The following is an 18,454-nucleotide window of genomic DNA, read 5'->3' on the forward strand; positions in this document are numbered from 1 at the left end:
TCTTAAGAAGTCGAAGGGGGTTCGAGCTTCTTTTCTGTCTTGAGAATCAGCCAGTGCAGTATGGTCTGTCCCAGAATTCTGCTGTTGAGCGGTTTGCTCAGATAATCATCACAGCCTGCATCCAGACATTTCTGCCGGTCATCGGACATGGCGTGTGCTGTTAAAGCGATGATGGGGAGCGTTGCACCCGATTCCCGGAATTTTCGCGCCAGAGTATAACCATCCATTTCCGGCATCTGCATGTCGGTCAGTAAGAGATCGTAGGGTTCGTCTGCTGTCTCTGCTTCCAGGAATTTTCGACAGGCGATGACTCCATTGTCGGCAACATCCACGTCGGCTCCCATTTTTTTCAGCAGGAATGAAATGAGACGTTGATTGTCTGGCCCATCTTCGGCAAGTAGCACACGAGTGCCAGCGGGAAGTTTAAATGAGGACTTGGGCGATTTTTTATCGGTCTGTTCGTGTCCATCCTGGATGCGACTTGTCGTATATCGAGTTTCCGGCAGAGTGCGTACGGGGAGCATCAGGCGGAAGCAGGTTCCTTTTCCAGGTTCAGTCCAGGCGAGTGAAACATCGCCGCCCATGAGCCGCGCCAGTTTGCGTGAGATGACCAGTCCCAACCCGGTTCCGCCATGTTGTCGGGTGACGGAAGTATCTGCTTGTGAGAATGCCATAAACATTTTAGCGGCCTGCCTGTCAGACATTCCCGGCCCGGAGTCCACTATTTCGATTTTCAGAAACCGGTAATTATCTTCGTCCAGGAAAGTGACATTAATCTGGATACGACCCTTGTCGGTAAATTTTACGGCATTACCAACCAGATTCATCAGGATCTGCCTGACTCGAGTCGAATCTGTTTCGATGAGGTCCGGAAGCGGCGTTTCGATCCGGGTGATCAGTTCGACGCCTTTGTCGATTGCCGGCGGTCTGAGCAGGCTTTCTATATGATCGAGAATGTTGAAGAGTTGTGTTGGAGTCTCTTCTATTTCGAATTTCCCAGCTTCAATTTTAGAAAGATCCAGAATGTCATTGATCACCGTCAGGAGATGGTTGCCCGCTTCCTGAATCGTTTTGACTGCCTGCTCTCTTTTGTCTTTTGATCTGGCAAACTCGAGATCATTCCTGAGGAGATCTGCATATCCGAGAATCGCCGTCAGAGGCGTCCTGATTTCATGACTCATGTTAGCAAGGAATTCACTTTTACTATGCGAAGCGGCCAGAGCGGCTTCCTGAGCCAGTCTAAGTTCTGTAATATCATTTCGTATTGCGAGGTACCCGGTGGCCTTGCCATCACCATCCTGCATGGCTGCAATTGTGGTATCCAGCCAGTAGAGCTCTCCATTTTTCCGACGATTGCAGATCTCTCCCTGCCACATACCGTCAGTTGAAATGGTTTTGAAAACGTTCTGCCAGAATTCTTTTGGATGTAATCCGGAATTGACAATCCGGTGCGTCTGGCCGATGGTTTCTTCCCGTTCAAAACCACTCACCTTACAGAACATGTCATTGACATGACGGATCACACCATTAAGTTCTGTTTCTGCAACAATCGCATGCTGATCCAGTACTTTGAGGCACAATTCAAGTCGCGCGGTCGTTTCTCTTAAAGATTTCTCCAGGGTAATTCGCTCTGAAATGTCGACCAGTACGTTGACAGCACCGGTGATTTCGCCTTCCGTATTGAGGAGTGGACTGGCGTGTGCGAGTGCTGTTTTTCGGCTACCGTCTTCACACTCAACAACGACTTCCTTGCCATGGATAATTCTACTGTCCCGTAGAGCTACCGCCATCCAGCATTCATCATGCGGGATTGAAACACCTTCAATGCTAAAGAGTTTAAATGAACCACAAAATCGGTCAGTCGGACTGTTGAGTTCTGGTTTTCGCCCCCAGAAATCCACAGCTGCCTGATTGTAGTAGGTGATTAAACCTGAATTATCGCACGTGTAGGCGGCAGCGGGCAGTGCATCAATCAGATGACGGATACGTTCGTTTGTTTCCTGAAGTCGATCCTGTTGACGTTTTTTTTCCGTAATATCGATGGCTACTCCCAGGTAACCTTCAATCTGGTTCTGCTGATCGTGAATTGCGGTCACAGTCAGTTCGACTGCGCGGTGAGAACCATCTTTACAGACGTAAGTCCATTCGCGTTTGTCAAAGCCACCTTCCTTTGCCAGGGTGACGAAGACTTCGAAATTTTCAATTTTTCTACCCAGAGTGGCTGATAATTCGTGACTTCGCTGTTGGAGTTCCTCGGTCAGATGGATGACAGAAGGTGTTTTCAAGCCGATCATTTCTTTGGCAGAGTAGCCCAGTAACCGTTCAGCACCGGGGCTGAATAATGTAATGATACCCTCAGGGTCGGTTGTAATTATGGAAACTTCCGTGGCAGAACGAATGATGCCTTCGAGTCGGGCCCGCGATGCATATTCATGGTCTTGCAGCAGCAAAAATTCTGCCTCAAGCTGCTTCTCTTTCGTAATGTCCTGAAAGGCGCCTACCAGTCGGACTGGTTCGTTATTCTGATATTCCAGTTCTCCCTGCGCGCGAACCCAGATATGTCGACCTTTGGCTGTGATGAATGGCAATTTCAGATCCCAGGGTTGACCGGTTTTGATGGCTTGTTTGACGGCATTCTGAATTTGTGGGCGTGAATCGAGAGTGTAAAATTCAATGGCATTTTCGAGCGTCGGTTTGAAATCAGGTTCGACTTCATGAATCGCGCACGTCTCTGCAGTCCAGAAAAGTTCCTGAGTTTTCAGATTCAGATGCCAGCCCCCGATTTTTCCCACTTCTCCAACTTTAGAAAGCAGTAATTCACTTTCAGTGCTGGATTCAGGTTCCACCGGGAAAGCACCAGCTTCGGATCCGGAAAAAAGTGAATACAGTGGATAATTCCTGTTTCCGGCATAACGCCAGGTGAAAAAGATTAGAGATCCAGTACAGATCCAAATCAGACTGATGATGACAGCCTGCTGATTCTGGTCACGCTGAATGAGTAACTGATGTTCTGAAATCAATGCAGACTGATATTGTGCCAAAAATGAAATCAGGTGTTTTTCTTCGATCAAGATTGATCTGAGCACGGTGTTGGCGTGCTGGGAACCTGAAAGCACCCGGGCAACGTTCCTGGTCAACTGTAGGACTAGAGGGGAAATCTGACTGGTCAGGATCTCCCTGGAAGCCTGCTCTGAAGGCTTGGCATGCAGAAGTTCTTCATGCTGATGAGAGAATCGCGTCAAATCCGAGTCGAGTTGAGTATAGCTTGACTCATTCTCAGGGTCTTTCGCCAACTGGATGACATTTTGAGTGATTCGGTTCAGAACGACCTGCTGTGACCCGACTGAGTGAATCTGTTCGAATCGCGAAGTTTCAAGCCTTTTATAATTCGATATGACATAGCTGCAGAGGCCTGCTCCCAGCATCAGCAGAAAGATGCTGAAAATGGCAGCCCGTATAGATCGAGATGAGAGAATCTGACTAATCCTGGAAACGGTGTGCATTGAACGGCGAAATCTATCTTGAGTGAGTTTCGGAGAGTTCTAATCCATTCAGCTTTTGAAACGACACTAAGATCGAATAATTGAGGGCGTGTTGCTGTGCATACAAATGGAATGATCAAATTCAGGCAAATACCTGTATTGGGAATTTCGTCAACTGGAACAACGAACAATCAGAAAATCCGCTGGCCGTTAACGAATAGTGATTGTTTCAATTAATCGGAGCAGGAGACTTGTATCAGCTGTGCGAGTGGGCAAGAAAAGGACTACAGGTTTTTCCCTGTATCGGGAATTCCATGCGAGGAAGGTCTCAAGAAAAGAAGCCGGAATAGGACCGTACAGGGAGAGTTGCTGGCATGAATTTAGAGACTGCAGGCAGGGCTCTGGCTCTCCAGGAAGCGATACAGCATCAAAAAAGCCGCTGGAAACAGTAAGTATAAGAGTTTCCAGCGGCTCAATTTTTTAAACGGAGAGAACGGGATTCGAACCCGTGGAACCGTTTACACGGCTCACCGGTTTAGCAAACCGGCGCATTCGGCCACTCTGCCATCTCTCCTGAATGCTTTGACCGCCACGCAATGGTGACAGACAGCACTCTTTATGCTGTTTTTCATGCTGGATGTCAACGATTGAAGCCTTGAATATGCAGAGACTTCGGTAAATTGACAATACAGCGGACAGGGAGTGTATCAAACCAAAAACCCAGCTGCAATAGTTTCGTCATTTTGAAGTCTGAAAGCGGAAAACCAGCTAATCTTAAGCTGTGATCACAGTGAAAATCGCTAGATTCGACACCCATTAACTAACGGGTGAAGAAACGTATAAGCTATTTATTACATGTTACTTAGGTCAGATTTCCCCCTGGGTTTCAAGGTACTGCCTGAGCGACGATTTCCAGTCGGGGATCGCAGTACCGATAGCAGCCGTCAGGCGGGAACAGTCAAGGACACTGAAGCGGGGGCGGTCTGCTGGAGCGTTATATTGCTCGGTTGTAATAGGGTGCGTCTTTACAGAGATCCCCGCCAGTTCGAAGATCGTACAGGCGAATTCGTACCAGGTCGTCTGGCCTGCGCATGTTGCGTGATACAGGCCGAACTGTTCGGTTTCGATCAATCGTGTTAACGCCGCAGCCAGATCCTTCGTGGCGGTAGGAGTGCAGTTCTGATCATTGATGATGGACAGCTCGTCCCGGTCTTTTCCCAGGCGGAGCATGGTTTCCACAAAGTTTCCATTTCCCGTTTTCCCGGCGACTCCATACAGACCACAGGTGCGAATCACATAATGCTGTGGGCAAAGGGCGCGGACGAAATATTCTCCCGCCAGTTTGCTGAGACCGTACGCACTGACTGGACCTGGCGCTTCATGCTCCTGAAAAGGAATTGTTCGCGTGGTATCGAGACCATAAACGAAGTCAGAACTGATATGCATCAAACAGATGTTTTTTTCAGAACAGTAGCGGGCAAGAAGCCGTGGCCCTAATGCATTGACCGCGTAAGCGACATCAGGTTCCTGTTCTGCCAGATCGACTTTATTATAGGCGGCGGTATTGATGATCAGGTCAGGTGTAGATTGTTCCAATGCACCTGCAATGCTATCGGGGTCTTCAATAGAAATCTGTTGATGCGTCAGACCAGTGACGTGATGCCCGGCAGAAGTCAGAGATTCCATCAGGTCGTGTCCCAGTTGGCCGCGAGAACCAATTACCGAAATACGTCGCATAAAAAATACCTTTTGTATTTGCTAACGAAAATGAAACTTCAAACCGCCGGTGCAGTCTGCTCATCTCCTATGTCTTATCTATGGTTGACGTCAGTGGAGCAACGAAGTGAACCTGTTTGACGATCTCTCTGAACCCGAGCGAAGTATAAAGATGGTTACCGACGTCATTCTGCTCGAGCGTTTCGATTTTTGCCAGAGTCAGTTTGAGATCCCGAAAATGCTGAAGTGCATGTTCCAGCAGTTTTCGCCCCATACCCTGTCCTCGATACTCAGGGGCAAATGCCATATTGGGAATATAACCTATGCCCGCTTCCAGGTCGTGCCAGGTTGAAATATATCCCGCTATCACGCCGTCCACTTCCGCGATGAAAATGCCTTCGGGCTCTCGACGGGCATCGGCTTCGACGTGTCCTGCTTTCCGCCACTTCCAGTCGTGACCATTGATCGGGCCGTATTCGCGCTCAATTCCTTCATCAATCGAAACACCCTGAAAGGCTTCTACCGTGATGGATTTCAGGGTTTCCAGGTCTGCAGGTTGATAAGCACGTATTTTCATGGCGGTGATTCAAACAGGATTACGAAATGTAACTTCTGAAAAGAGTGACGGGAGCGACTGATGTATGCTATGATGTTGCTGTCAAAAATTAAAGGAGCCTGAGGGAATCCTTTCTTAGAGTTTTTACTCTTAATATTGCTATCAATTGATGGGAACAGGGTATGGATGATTCAGCAACCTATACGGCAGACGAGTTTCTGGATATCAGGCTGGAATTACCCGACGCCGGCCGCTGGACGGAATTAAACCAGGGAAAAATTATTAATCTGGACCCGCCCGATATTGGGCACGGAACGATCGTTCTTAATATTTCCAAGGTGCTTTCAGTCTATCTGCATAAAGTCAATCAGGGTTACGCCTGCTTCGATTTAGGTCTGCTGGTCAAGCGGGACCCGGATACGGTTCGATTTCCTGCGGTCAGTCTGTTTAACAGTGGCAATCGATTTGAAGAGACTGACAAAACCGTTTCCGAACGGAAACCTGATGCCGTGATCGAGATTGCTTCTACGAATCCTCGACGAAAGTCCATGCCAGGGCACATCAAGGATTATGTCAGCTGGGGAATTGATCTGATCTGGGTGATTGACCCCGATTCCCGGGAAGTCCTGGAATATCAACCGGGAAAAGAGAGTGAGGTGATCGATGTGCAGGGCAAGCTGACTGGTAAAAATGTGCTGCCGGGTTTTGTGATGCCTGTGAAAGACTTGTTCGCAGAACCGGATTGGTGGTAAGGTAAACATAATCGGTCTCACAATGTGATTCGTAGACCAATATACGCTACTGCAGTCAGGTCGCTCGTCTCAGTAGTATTAATGCGTAAAGATGCAAGGAATATTCAGGGATGCCAGATGCACACTACGATGTGGCAATAATCGGTACCGGACCCGGTGGAGAAGGGGCTGCGATGCAGGCCATCAAGCAGGGTAAGTCGGTCATTTCGATTGAGAAATTTTACGAGATCGGCGGTAATTGCACACACAAGGGAACGATTCCCAGTAAGGCCCTGCGATATTCGATTCTGCAGATGTCAGAGATCAATAACTACATGCGGCAGATGGGCCGTCTGGGAATGGTGCTGGATCTGGAATTTCCCGATCTGCGGAAGACGGCGGCTTCGGTGATCCAGAAGCAGGTGGGCATGCGACGTACGTTTTATGAACGGAACGGTGTCGATCTGGTCGAAGGGCAGGCACGTTTTCTGGACCCTCATCGGATTCACATTGATACTCCCAACGGTCTGACCGAAGAGATCACGTTTGATTATGCGATTATCGCGACAGGCTCCCGGCCGTATCGACCAGCCGATGTCGATTTCAACCATCCGCGCATCTTCTGCAGTGATACGATTCTCGATCTGAACTTTACGCCGCGTTCGATCAGCGTTTATGGTGCCGGTGTGATTGGCTGTGAATATGCCTCCATGCTGCGCACGATGGGGATGAAAGTTAATCTGGTCAATACCCGCAGTTCTCTGTTGGACTTTCTGGATGATGAGATCAGTGATGCGCTCAGTTATCACATGCGGGAGAGTGGTGTTCTGTTAAGGCACTGCGAGCATTACGAATCGATCCAGGGGACGGATGATGGTGTGATTCTCTCACTGCAGTCAGGAAAGAAGCTGAAAACGGATATATTCCTGTTCGCAGCCGGTCGGGCAGGGAATTCGGAAAATCTGGGACTGGAAACGGTGGAGATTACCCCCGATTCACGCGGACAGATCGAAGTCAATGATGATTTTCAGACCTCACAACCGCATATCTATGCAGTGGGTGATATCATCGGATATCCATCACTGGCCAGTGCCGCCTATGTGCAGGGACGTTATGCTGCCAGCCATCTGGATAATGGCGAATGCGAGCGGGCATTGATTCGTGATATTCCGACAGGGATTTATACCAGCCCGGAAATCAGTTCGCTGGGAAAAACCGAGCGGGAACTGACCGAAGCAAAAATCCCTTACGAAGTCGGGCATTCGATGTTTAAACATCTGGCACGCGCCCAGATCATGAACCGTCCGATCGGGATGCTGAAACTTCTGTTCCACCGGGAGACGCTGGAAATTCTGGGGATTCATTGTTTCGGTCCCAACGCATCGGAAATCATTCACATTGGTCAGGCGATCATGTCGCAGCCAGGGGAAGCGAATACACTGCTGTATTTCATTAATACGACCTTCAACTATCCAACCATGGCAGAGGCTTATCGTGTGGCTGCTTTAAACGGCTATAATCGTCTGTTTTAATAAATTAAAGACCAACAAGTTTTCAGGGGAATGGCATGAGTCGCTCGATTTTGGCAATACTGTTTCTGATCTGTCTGGCGTTTTCCCCGGGATATGACGTTGCTGCTGCTGAGGCAACACAGCCCAACGTATTGTTTATTGCCGTAGATGACCTGAATGACTGGATCAGTTGTCTGGGCGGTCATCCGGACTGTAAGACGCCGAACATTGATCGACTGGCTTCGCGTGGCGTGCTGTTTACCAATGCCCACTGTGCGGCTCCTGCCTGCAATCCTTCACGGGCTGCATTGATGACGGGAATTCGACCTTCGAGTTCAGGCGTGTATCTCAACTCTCAACCCTGGCGTCCCGTGATGCCCGATGTCGTTACGTTGCCTCAGCATTTTCGCAACAACGGCTATGAAGCGATCGGTTCTGGCAAAATCTTTCATGGCGGTTATAACGATCTCGGTTCGTGGGACGATTATCTCAAGCAGACCGGAGATCCCAAACCGGTTCCCGCAGTCTTGAATGATCCGCACAGCCGCGCCGGAACAATTATCTGGGGTGTGCTGGATGTCGATGACCGGGAGATGAGCGATTACAAGATGGCGAATTATGCCATCGATTATCTGGGAAAAAAACATGACAAACCGTTCTTCCTGGCCTGCGGCATTTATCGTCCGCATATGCCCTGGCAGGTGCCTCGCAAATATTATGACATGTATCCCCTGGATAAAATCCAGCTCCCCAAAGTACCGGATGACGATCTGGATGACATCCCCGCTACGGGAATTCGGATGGCAAAACCAACCGGTGATCACGCTAAAATTCTGAAAACGGATAACTGGCGATATTCCGTGCAGGCGTATCTAGCCAGCATCGCTTTCGCGGATGTCCAGGTCGGTCGAGTGCTGGATGCCCTTGATGCCAGTCCGTATGCGAAGAATACGATTGTGGTGTTATGGGGAGATCATGGCTGGCATCTGGGGGAGAAACATCACTGGCGAAAGTTCTCGCTCTGGGAAGAGGCAACACGGGCTCCTTTAATGATGGTCGTTCCCGGGGTGACGCAGCCTGAATTACGCTGTGATCAGGCAGTCGACTTTATGAATATCTATCCGACGCTCTGCGACTTGTGTAATTTACCGATTGGCGGATACCTGGATGGAGTCAGCATGGTTCCCCTGTTGAAGGATCCAGAGATCATCTGGGAGCGACCGGCATTGACGACCCATGGTCGCCTGAATCACGCGTTACGAGATAATCAGTATCGACTGATTCGTTATCAGGATGGCAGTGAAGAACTCTATGATCACAAAACGGACCCCATGGAATGGAAAAACCTGGCTGACGATCCTCAGTATGCGGAAGTCAAGCAGCGACTGGCAAAGTCGTTCCCCAGTAAAAATGCACTCGACGCCCCCCATGATCCGAAGCGGAGTGGAAATCAGAACAAGAAAAAGCAGGGGCAGGGGAAAAAGAAAAAGCAGTCGACGAAAAAATAGGGATGTTGTCCAGTTCGATTCCGAAATAGGACAACATCCCTTTTATCAACTTTGTGACTCATAAAATACGGGTTATTCCGTTTTCTTTCCCCGCGTTTTCTCGATCATGGCAGCGAGTTCATCAACAGTGACAATCGAATCTTTGTCCTGATCCGCTTTGAAGAACAGAGGGAGTTCGTGCAGTGGGACTTCATCGCGTTCCAGCTTGCCATTCGAGTTTTTATCGCGTCGTCGTACCAGTTTAAACGCGATTGTTTTGAACTGGTTTTCGGCCTCAGCGGTCTCCTTGGGAATGGCCACATTGAAATAGCCAATCATCATTTCATTCCAGGTCTGATCGCCCCAGGAAACGTCTTTCGTTGGATCCGGATTCGATAAATTGCTGTCGGAATTGTTGTAATGTGCGACACAGTGAATGTATTCGCCAGTCTGAATGGGGATCGGTTTTTCCACACCATAAGCGGTCTGCCAGTTGAAATCGAACGCGGGAATATCAATCAGAACTTCTCCCGGTTGATCGGGGGTTTTCCGCAGTTCATAGCGAAATGCTTTTCCCCGCAGATGCATGTGAGGCATAAAGCTCAGGATTAAAGCATCGCGATCGCTGGGAGGAGAGGTGGCTTCAATTTTGAAATTATCATCATTGGCGGCAATCGAGAAGCGACGGCGAACAAAGTCTTGATTGATAACCTGAGCTGTGACGACCTGATGGGTTACCTTGGATTCATCTGTAAATACCAGACCGACTTTGCTGCGATCCTGCTGTTCGGTGCCGATGGGAGTGTAATGCATCTGGAATACCAGCTTGGAACCGGCGGGAACTTTTTTTGCCATGCCTTCGGGGAGCATGACTTCGCGTGAGCCTGGAACATAACCGACCAGGAATTGATCTCCTTCGCCGAACACACGGACTCGTTTTCCCTGCGGTGGACGTGCAAAGACCAGAATATGATGAACGACAGCACGGTTGCCCGGCAGTGCTTCAGCCCCTTTCAGCCATTTATCTTCCGTGAAACCGGGGTCCACTGTGAAGTACTGATATTTGACGCCACGTTTCCCGGCTTGCGCGGGGACAGTAAAAGGTTTGTCATCCATGTAGAAGACGGCATCCGGTTTCTGGGGTAACTTCCAGCCGGTGACGTATGTCTGTGGTTTCGGAAGATCCTTGGGGTTGCCCTGGGGGGCTCCGTTTTCGACCCAGGTAAAGATCAGCTCTTTTTCCTCTTTCGTCAGGCTGCGATCATTGGCGAATTTTCCATGTTTGGGATCCGCATGCCAGGGAGGCATCCGCTGATCGCGGACGACCTCTGCGATGGTTTCTGCCCAGCCGGCTACTTCTTCATATTCGTTGAGTGCAAAGGGAGCGATTTCTCCTTCGCGATGGCATTCCACACAATGTTTCTGAAACAGACGGGCGATCTGGTTGGAGTAGGTGACCTTACTGTCGGTATTGGGTTCCCGGATGCGACCGATAAAACAACCCACCGGTTTTGTTGAGGGCTGACTGACTGGTTTACTGGCGAGTAATTCCGTGAGAGCCACTTTCAGATCTTCTCTCTGGGGTTCATCACGAAGATAGCCTACGCCATACTGATCATCGACGCGTCCGTGATAGCAGATCTTGCGGTTCTGATCGAGGATGAAAATTTCCGGAGTGCGCTGGGCACCGATCTGGTCAGCGACATGGTTGCCCGCATCTTTCAGCACGGGAAAATTGATTTCATGTTTCCGGGCATAAGCGGCGATTTCAGTCAGAGAATCCTGCTGATTGGACATGATGGCATAAAAGGCGACTCCCTGGCTGTTAAATTCGTCCGCCAGTTTCTGCAGTCGCCCGCCGTAGAGCTTCGCCAGAGGACATTCGGTTCCCAGGAACGCGATGACTACCAGTTTCTGTTCCCGTTGATCGTCCAGTTGAACCGGTTTTCCACGAAAATCCTGCAGCGTGAAGTTCTTAACCTCTTTGCCGAGCAGGGAATCTTTGGTTTCGGCTGATGCTGTGGCTGTGAACAGACAGCCGGCCAGCATTCCTGTGATTAGATAATAGAAGCATCGCATTCGACCTTGAACTCCCCTCTCAACTCATATTTAATGATGGGCGCAACTTGAGTTTCGAAAACTGTGGTTAGCATCTAACCCCTGACGGGCATTGATGGTAGCGTGAATTGGCGTTATTTCGTCCAATCTTCACAGACCCGTTGAGTGTCTGTTTCGATCCAGTTTCATTGGCCAACTCGATAGGTAGTTACCCTGACTGAGGTGAATCTGTTTCAGAATTCAGGAAAAGATCTGATTTTTAATTATTATACAAGTGACCAGAAGCAAGGTAAATATCAGTGATCGTAGGATTGGGAACAGACATTGTTGAAATCTCGCGGATTGGTCAGATGATCGAACGTCATGGAGATACATTCCTGAATCGGGTCTTCACGGAAAACGAAAACGCCTATTGTGGCTCGAAAAAGAATAAAGAACAGCATTATGCGGGGCGCTGGGCAGCTAAAGAAGCCGTCATGAAGACACTGGGGACCGGCTTTATAAAAGGAATTGGCTGGAAAGAGATCGAAGTTGTCAATCTGCAGAGCGGCAAACCGACGATCGTCATTTCGGGAGGAGTCGAGCGGCACGCAGGGGAGATGGGCATCAGTGAGATTCTGATTACGATCTCTCACAGTCGCGAATTTGCCACGGCGACTGCGATTGCCTTAGGTCAGGCAAAGTGATTTGCCGTCGGCTGATCTCTGTGTATCACGTCTCTTTGAGGTCCAGAATCTTTTCGATGACGGGCAACTGGTGATGAGTCAAATGGTCGACCAGGGTGGCCGGTGTTTCATCGGCAATGATCAGATCGCGGTATTTGGGTTTGACAAATTCGGTTTCGATACAGTGATCGATTAAATTCAGCAGTGGATCATAAAAACCGGACGTATTGAGCAACCCAACCGGTTTGCGGTAGATGCCAAGTTGAACCCATGAGACGACTTCAAAAAGTTCTTCCAGAGTTCCAAAGCCACCAGGCATGGCAATAAATGCATCACACAATTCCGACATCATAGCCTTGCGCGTATGCATATTATCCACGATATGCATCTGCTCAACGCGGGGGTGGATCAGCTCTTTTACAGCCAGTTGTTGCGGTATGACACCGATGACTTCACCGCCGGCATCCAGTACGGCGTCGGCGATAATTCCCATCAGTCCCACACTACCGCCACCATAAACCAGAGAGATCTTCCGCTCAGCCATCAGCCGTCCGAGTTCAATAGCGGATTGCTGATACTGCGCATCATTTCCCGATTTAGAACCACAAAAGACGCAGATGCTTTTGAGTGTGCTCATGCTCCGGTACCGTCGGCTGCCTGATCGTTCTCGGAAGAATTATCTTCCTGAACCTGCTCTCCGGTTTTCCCTTCCGAAGTACTTCCTTTAAAAGTTCCCGGTTTGATCTGCGGGCCGCGCTGATGTTCTTTCAGGATGGCCTGGAGTTGATCCATATCCATGACTTCAACTTCCAGAAGATCCCGTGTCATGTGCTCCAGCAACTCACGCCGCTCATCGAGCACTTCGTAGGCAATTTTCGAACATTGATCAATGATACGCCGAATCTCCAGGTCGATTTCCCGTAACGTATTTTCACTGTGGATACTTTCGACACCAGCTTGAGAATCGCCAAGGAACGGAGACCGTCTGGTTTCGCTGTAATGCACGCGGCCCAGTTTGGGGCTCATGCCGAACTCAGTGACCATGCGACGGGCCAGATCGGTCGCACGCTGCAGGTCATTCTGGGCGCCGGTTGAAGTTTCCTGATAAATGATTTCTTCTGCAGCAATGCCCCCCAGCAGGACACAGATGCGGTTTTCCAGCTCGCTTTGAGTGACCAGCTGTTTCTCTTCTTCGGGGCGCTGCAATGTATAGCCGAGTGCTCCCAGTCCGCGGGGAACAATCGAAATTTTATGAACCGGGTCGACGTTGGGGAGTGAGCAGGCTACCAGAGCATGACCACATTCGTGATAGGCGACGCGATTCTTTTCGTCTTCATGGATCAGACGCGTCGATTTTTCCAGTCCGGCGACGACGCGTTCGACACCTTCTTCACATTCGCGCATCGTGACTGCATCTTTATTGTTTCGTGCAGCGAGCAAAGCGGCTTCGTTAATCAGATTGGCCAGGTCGGCACCGACGAAACCGGGAGTGATTTTCGCGATGTGCTGCAGATTGACGGAATCATCCATCTTGATCTTGGCACTGTGGACTTTGAGAATCGCTTCCCGTCCGCGTACATCCGGACGGTCAACGAGTACGTGTCTGTCGAATCGACCAGGACGCATCAGGGCAGGATCGAGTGTTTCCGGGCGGTTGGTGGCACCCATGACGATCACACTCTGATCGGAGCCAAATCCATCCATTTCAACCAGCAGGGCGTTGAGGGTCTGTTCCCGTTCATCGTGACCGCCGGGCATGCCGCTGCCTCGAGTTTTGCCGAGAGCATCAAGCTCATCGATAAAAATGATTGCCGGTGAGCGTTGTGCTGCCTGCTGGAACATGTCCCGCACGCGAGCCGCCCCGACGCCGACAAACATTTCAACAAAATCAGAACCGGAAAGTCCGTAAAAGGGAACTCCCGCTTCGCCGGCGACCGCTTTGGCGAGCATCGTTTTCCCGGTACCAGGAGGACCTACCAGGAGGACACCCTTAGGAATACGACCACCGAGGGCCTGATACTTTGCCGGCGTTCTCAGGAACTCAACCACTTCGCGGAGTTCTTCGACGGCTTCATCGATGCCGGCGACATCATTGAACGTGACTTCGATGTCATCCTGTGCATACATGCGTCCGCGGCTGCGTCCGAATGACATCGGCGAACCGGCCCCTCCCATCCGACGGAAGAGGTAGATCACAAAAATTAACAGCACGATGGGAAAGAACAGAACGGCAATCAGTGATTCCCATTCGGAAGGGCGGCTTTCGGAATCGACGACGATATCTTTGCTTTCCAGTTTGGACTGCAGTTGCGCGCGTTTCTCGGAAGCAATACCCCAGACCGGGATGTAGTAATTTTTAGTGGTGTCAGCCAGCGTTCCTTTTTCAGACCCTTCCTGTTTGGGCTGATCCTGGAAGACGATGTAATCCGTTCCAAACTTCAACTCGTGGACGTTGGTTTTATTGTATTTACCATCATCCAGACCTTTGACGAAATCACCAAACTTGAGCTTCTCTCCCCGCTTATTGTTCGAAACGATGGAGAGTGTGATGACCAGAATCAATCCGCCGACGACGAGATACCAGAGGGCATTACTTTTGGGGCCTTTGGGTTCGGGACGTTTGCCATCCCCTTTCGGTGTGCGCTCAGGTGGGGCGGGACGGTCTTTTCGGTTCGGATCCGGGTTTGACATGGAGCTTTATCTTTTCACAAGCGTGCGAATGGCAGAATTCCGGTCATTGAATCGCACGGAACATAAGGTCAGTTGGTTAAGCCCTCAGTGAGAGATCATTTCAGAGAAGAAGGGATCTTAACACAGAATGCATCTTGTCTTTAAGGTAATGTATGTCGTTTCAGCAGAGGGGTCAATCAAACGTTTTCGGAGAAATGCGGGATCTTAGTTGAAACTCCGTTGAAAAGGGTCTTTTACGACGTGAATGCCCCTTGCCATGTTTAATTATTACGCCTAAAATGCGGATTCGTTGGTGGTTAGGACAAAAAAACAGTACCAGGGAATGTCTTTTTTCCGCTCTCCTCAAGAAACAATAAAACAGTCAATTATACCGACTGAGGATGAAAAAACAGGGTCGAATGAAGCGAATAGCCGTTCTCGGGTCTACGGGTTCGATTGGTACCAGTACTCTCGATGTAATCGCCGCCCATCCACAGGAAATGGAATTGACTGCGATTACCGCACATAACAGCTGGAAGCAGCTGGCGGAACAGTCACAGCAGTTTCACCCCCGCTGGGCTGTATTGAGCAACACGCAACAGGCATCTTCCGTTTCCACAGGTGATTTTGCTGCGGACACAGAAGTTTTGTTTGGTGAAGATCAGATCGAACGGGTGGCGTCCTCGGAAGAAGTCGATGTCGTCATCTGTGGGATTGTCGGTGCAGCGGGCCTGAAAGGGGCCTGGGCGGCGGTTGAAGCTGGAAAGACAGTGGGAATCGCCAATAAAGAGACCTTAGTCGTCGCCGGACCATTAATAATGGACCTGGCTGAACGAAACCAGGCGACTCTGCTTCCGGTGGACAGTGAACATAATGCAATCTTTCAAGCGTTGCAGGCGGGCAGAGCTCAGGATGTTAAACGGGTGATTCTGACAGCCAGCGGCGGACCTTTTCGTGGTTGCAGCCCGGCTGAACTGAAAGACGTGACGCCTGAAAAAGCGTTGGCGCACCCAACCTGGGAGATGGGGCCGAAAATCACAATCGATTCCGCGACGATGATGAATAAGGCGTTAGAGATTATTGAAGCAAAATGGTTGTTCAACCTGACTTCCGATCAGATCTCTGTTGTCGTACATCCCCAGTCCATCGTACATTCCATGGTGGAATTTGTGGACGGTTCAGTGATCGCCCAGCTTTCACCACCTGATATGAGGCTTCCCATTCAGTACGCACTTACGTATCCTGATAGGAAAACAGGCCAGAATACTCCGATGGACTGGAGTCGGTCATTTGAGCTAACCTTTGAACCACCTGATCTGGAAGCGTTCCCCGCATTGCGTCTTGGATACGAAGTCGCAGAGCAGGGGGGGACGTGCGGTGCGGTATTAAACGCAGCCAATGAAGCTGCTGTAGAACGATTTTTGTCGGGTGAATTGCGTTTCTGCGATATCGCGACCTCCTGTCAACAAATATTAGAATCACATCAATTCGATCCCAATCCAAGTCTGGAAGAACTGTTTCTGCTGGATGACTGGGCTCGCAAGGAGATTAAACAGTGGAAGTAGTGCTGACCAGTTTATTGTTAGGAACACTGACAGGAAAAATCGCCAATATTGCCATGGTCGCTCTCGGGCTGGGGCTGGTGATTTTTTTCCATGAGTTGGGGCACTTCGCGGTCGCCAAGTGGTGTGATGTCAAAGTCGAGCGTTTCAGTATCGGCTTCGGTCCGATCATCTACAGTTTCAAATATGGTGAAACTGAATATGCGCTGTCGATCATTCCGTTCGGCGGTTACGTAAAAATGCTGGGGCAGGACGATGTTGATCCGAGCCAGTTGAGCAGCGAAGAGATTGCCCTCGATCCCCGTTCTTATTCGGCTAAACCCGTTTATCAGCGAATGGGAATTATCTCTGCAGGTGTGATCATGAATATCATTACCGGCATGCTGTTTTTCGCATTTGCATTTCGGCTGGGAGTGGCATCGACGCCCTGTATCGTTGGTACTGCCGTTCCGGGAATGCCGGCGTGGGAATCGGGTATTCAACCAGGCGATGTCATTCATAAGATCAATGGCAACGAGACTACCTCCTTTATGGATATTATTCGCAGTTCCGCTTTCAGTGATGGCGATATCATGATGGAAGGAACGCATCTGAATGGCGAAAAGTTCGAAGTCAAAGTGACGCCCGATCAGACAGGGACCCGGCCACAAATTGGACTGCTGCCGGCACAGAGTCTGCAGATTCCCGTCTACCAGGATCCGAATGAGCGTATCACCAGTAAAGGGACCGCGGCCGCCGACGCAGAGCCCCGCTTTTTACCCGGTGATACGATTAAAACCATCGACGGACAAAAGATTGAAAATTATGCAGAACTACAGCGGACTTACGCAGCAAAAAGCAGTGAGACAGTAAAGACCGGCGTCGTCCGTGAAGGGACCCCCGACACCGAGATTGTCGAAATCGAGGTGAAGAACAATCCGTTTCGAACCCTGGGATTGTGGATGGAAATTGGTCCGATCGAATCGATTCAGAAAGGTTCTCCTGCCGATCGAGCAGGATTGAAAGTCGGCGATAAGATTACGCATATCGACGGCCAGGATGTGGGTAAGGCATTGAATCCGCTGCGACTTCCCAATTATTTCTCGGGTCGCGCCGGCGAGACCATTCCCATCGTCGTGAATCGCAAGCAGGATGGTGCACAGCCGACAGAGGTCAGCCTGAATGTCGTTCCTCTCGACAATCCTGCCTGGCTGGAACACCCTGTCTTTTCCAATACACCACTGGCAGTAGAGTCACTGGGGATTGCCTTTCATCTGATTCCTACGGTCCTCAAAGTGGAAGAAGAGAGTCCGGCAGCGCAAGCAGGGATTAAACCGAATGCTTTGATTAAGAAAATCAAAATTCTCTATCCGGAAAATCAAACCGCGGCCGATTGGGGACCCATCCCGGAAGTCACTTATGAATTCGATGATAAAAACAAGAACTGGGCGAATGCATTCTGGGAGATGCAGGTTCGTCCGGGCTGGCCCGTCGAATTGACTTTCAGTCAGGATGGTAAAATCGTCGAGAAGAAGATCAATCCCTGGGTAAACCCCAAGCAGAAACCAGGTGAGCAATGGTCGTTGCCTGTTCGTGGTATCCGCTTACAGTCACTGCGTGAAATCCAGAAGGCTGACAGCATGGGGCAGGCACTGGGAATGGGAGTGCAGTACACAACAAACTCTGCCAAAGACATCTATCTGACTCTGCGAAGTCTGATTACCGGTCGTGTCTCTCCTATGGAGTTGAGTGGACCAGTGACTATTGCCAAAGTCGCTTATGAAGTGGCCCATGATGGATATGCACAACTGCTGCTGTTTCTGGGCTTTCTGAGTGTGAACCTGGCTGTGTTGAACTTCCTGCCCATTCCTGTTCTGGACGGTGGTCACATGGTGTTCCTCTGCTGGGAAGGCATCACCCGCAAGCGACCTAATGAAAAAGTTCTGACGGCTGCGACTTATGTCGGGATGATCTTCGTGCTGGGGCTGATGATCTTTGTTCTGTATCTGGACATCTTCCTGCGGGCATTATCTTAAT

The 18,454-nt window shown here is 49.9% G+C and carries 12 protein-coding genes and 1 tRNA gene; 6 read left to right on the forward strand and 7 right to left on the reverse strand.

Annotated features, from left to right (window positions below):
* Positions 1-2: 2 nt before the first annotated feature.
* The 4 genes from ACN0YN_RS08905 to ACN0YN_RS08920 form a co-directional block, all read right to left on the reverse strand.
* Positions 3-3,116, reverse strand: coding sequence for a PAS domain S-box protein (locus tag ACN0YN_RS08905; protein ID WP_417384652.1), 3,114 nt, complete (start codon positions 3,114-3,116; stop codon positions 3-5).
* An 851-nt stretch (positions 3,117-3,967) separates the two neighbouring features.
* A tRNA-Ser gene (locus ACN0YN_RS08910) sits at positions 3,968-4,056 on the reverse strand.
* Between the two features lie 293 nt (positions 4,057-4,349).
* Positions 4,350-5,219, reverse strand: a complete 870-nt coding sequence (gene rfbD, locus ACN0YN_RS08915; protein WP_417384653.1) for a dTDP-4-dehydrorhamnose reductase — start codon at positions 5,217-5,219, stop codon at positions 4,350-4,352.
* Positions 5,220-5,286: 67 nt separating this feature from the next.
* On the reverse strand, positions 5,287-5,775 hold the full coding sequence (locus ACN0YN_RS08920; protein WP_417384654.1) for a GNAT family N-acetyltransferase: 489 nt from the start codon (positions 5,773-5,775) through the stop codon (positions 5,287-5,289).
* Positions 5,776-5,936: 161 nt separating this feature from the next.
* Here ACN0YN_RS08920 and ACN0YN_RS08925 point away from each other — a divergent pair, with 161 nt between their 5' ends.
* The 3 genes from ACN0YN_RS08925 to ACN0YN_RS08935 all read left to right on the forward strand — a co-directional run bounded on the left by ACN0YN_RS08925 (position 5,937) and on the right by ACN0YN_RS08935 (position 9,504).
* Positions 5,937-6,506: a Uma2 family endonuclease gene (locus tag ACN0YN_RS08925; RefSeq protein WP_417384655.1), complete on the forward strand. Its 570-nt coding sequence runs from the start codon at positions 5,937-5,939 to the stop codon at positions 6,504-6,506.
* Between the two features lie 110 nt (positions 6,507-6,616).
* Entirely contained in the window at positions 6,617-8,017 is a 1,401-nt protein-coding gene (gene sthA, locus ACN0YN_RS08930) for a Si-specific NAD(P)(+) transhydrogenase (RefSeq protein WP_417384656.1), read from the forward strand.
* Between the two features lie 35 nt (positions 8,018-8,052).
* The gene (locus ACN0YN_RS08935; RefSeq protein WP_417384657.1) at positions 8,053-9,504 is read left to right on the forward strand and encodes a sulfatase; all 1,452 of its coding nucleotides are present in this window, start codon (positions 8,053-8,055) and stop codon (positions 9,502-9,504) included.
* 72 nt (positions 9,505-9,576) lie between these two features.
* On the opposite strand, the gene ACN0YN_RS08940 is transcribed toward ACN0YN_RS08935, so the two are convergent.
* Positions 9,577-11,562, reverse strand: coding sequence for a redoxin domain-containing protein (locus ACN0YN_RS08940; RefSeq protein ID WP_417384658.1), 1,986 nt, complete (start codon positions 11,560-11,562; stop codon positions 9,577-9,579).
* 278 nt (positions 11,563-11,840) lie between these two features.
* Between ACN0YN_RS08940 and acpS the strand changes: the two genes are divergently transcribed.
* Positions 11,841-12,227: a holo-ACP synthase gene (gene acpS, locus ACN0YN_RS08945; RefSeq protein ID WP_417384659.1), complete on the forward strand. Its 387-nt coding sequence runs from the start codon at positions 11,841-11,843 to the stop codon at positions 12,225-12,227.
* 25 nt (positions 12,228-12,252) lie between these two features.
* On the opposite strand, the gene ACN0YN_RS08950 is transcribed toward acpS, so the two are convergent.
* Together ACN0YN_RS08950 and ftsH are read right to left on the reverse strand one after the other, a co-directional pair.
* Positions 12,253-12,843 carry a TIGR00730 family Rossman fold protein gene (locus ACN0YN_RS08950; RefSeq protein ID WP_417384660.1) on the reverse strand — a complete coding sequence of 197 codons (591 nt, stop codon included), beginning with the start codon at positions 12,841-12,843 and terminating at the stop codon, positions 12,253-12,255.
* A complete protein-coding gene (gene ftsH, locus ACN0YN_RS08955) occupies positions 12,840-14,897 on the reverse strand; it encodes an ATP-dependent zinc metalloprotease FtsH (protein WP_417384661.1) in 2,058 nt (685 codons plus the stop codon). The genes ACN0YN_RS08950 and ftsH overlap by 4 nt, the downstream gene beginning before the upstream one ends.
* A 398-nt stretch (positions 14,898-15,295) precedes the next feature.
* On the opposite strand from ftsH, the gene ACN0YN_RS08960 reads away from it, so the two are divergent.
* Both ACN0YN_RS08960 and ACN0YN_RS08965 read left to right on the forward strand, forming a co-directional pair.
* Entirely contained in the window at positions 15,296-16,441 is a 1,146-nt protein-coding gene (locus ACN0YN_RS08960) for a 1-deoxy-D-xylulose-5-phosphate reductoisomerase (protein ID WP_417384662.1), read from the forward strand.
* The gene (locus tag ACN0YN_RS08965; RefSeq protein WP_417384663.1) at positions 16,432-18,453 is read left to right on the forward strand and encodes a site-2 protease family protein; all 2,022 of its coding nucleotides are present in this window, start codon (positions 16,432-16,434) and stop codon (positions 18,451-18,453) included. Before ACN0YN_RS08960 ends, ACN0YN_RS08965 begins: the two co-directional genes overlap by 10 nt.
* Position 18,454: the final 1 nt, after the last annotated feature.

Origin of the sequence: Gimesia sp. (genome assembly GCF_048260065.1) — a bacterium.
Classification (GTDB): domain Bacteria; phylum Planctomycetota; class Planctomycetia; order Planctomycetales; family Planctomycetaceae; genus Gimesia.

Bases quoted from the DNA above. Each gene is read 5' to 3' on its own strand.
- rfbD (WP_417384653.1), bottom strand. From the start codon at position 5,219: ATGCGACGTATTTCGGTAATTGGTTCTCGCGGCCAACTGGGACACGAC.
- ACN0YN_RS08920 (WP_417384654.1), bottom strand. From the start codon at position 5,775: ATGAAAATACGTGCTTATCAACCTGCAGACCTGGAAACCCTGAAATCC.
- ACN0YN_RS08925 (WP_417384655.1), top strand. From the start codon at position 5,937: ATGGATGATTCAGCAACCTATACGGCAGACGAGTTTCTGGATATCAGG.
- sthA (WP_417384656.1), top strand. From the start codon at position 6,617: ATGCCAGATGCACACTACGATGTGGCAATAATCGGTACCGGACCCGGT.
- ACN0YN_RS08935 (WP_417384657.1), top strand. From the start codon at position 8,053: ATGAGTCGCTCGATTTTGGCAATACTGTTTCTGATCTGTCTGGCGTTT.
- ACN0YN_RS08940 (WP_417384658.1), bottom strand. From the start codon at position 11,562: ATGCGATGCTTCTATTATCTAATCACAGGAATGCTGGCCGGCTGTCTG.
- ACN0YN_RS08950 (WP_417384660.1), bottom strand. From the start codon at position 12,843: ATGAGCACACTCAAAAGCATCTGCGTCTTTTGTGGTTCTAAATCGGGA.
- ftsH (WP_417384661.1), bottom strand. From the start codon at position 14,897: ATGTCAAACCCGGATCCGAACCGAAAAGACCGTCCCGCCCCACCTGAG.
- ACN0YN_RS08960 (WP_417384662.1), top strand. From the start codon at position 15,296: ATGAAGCGAATAGCCGTTCTCGGGTCTACGGGTTCGATTGGTACCAGT.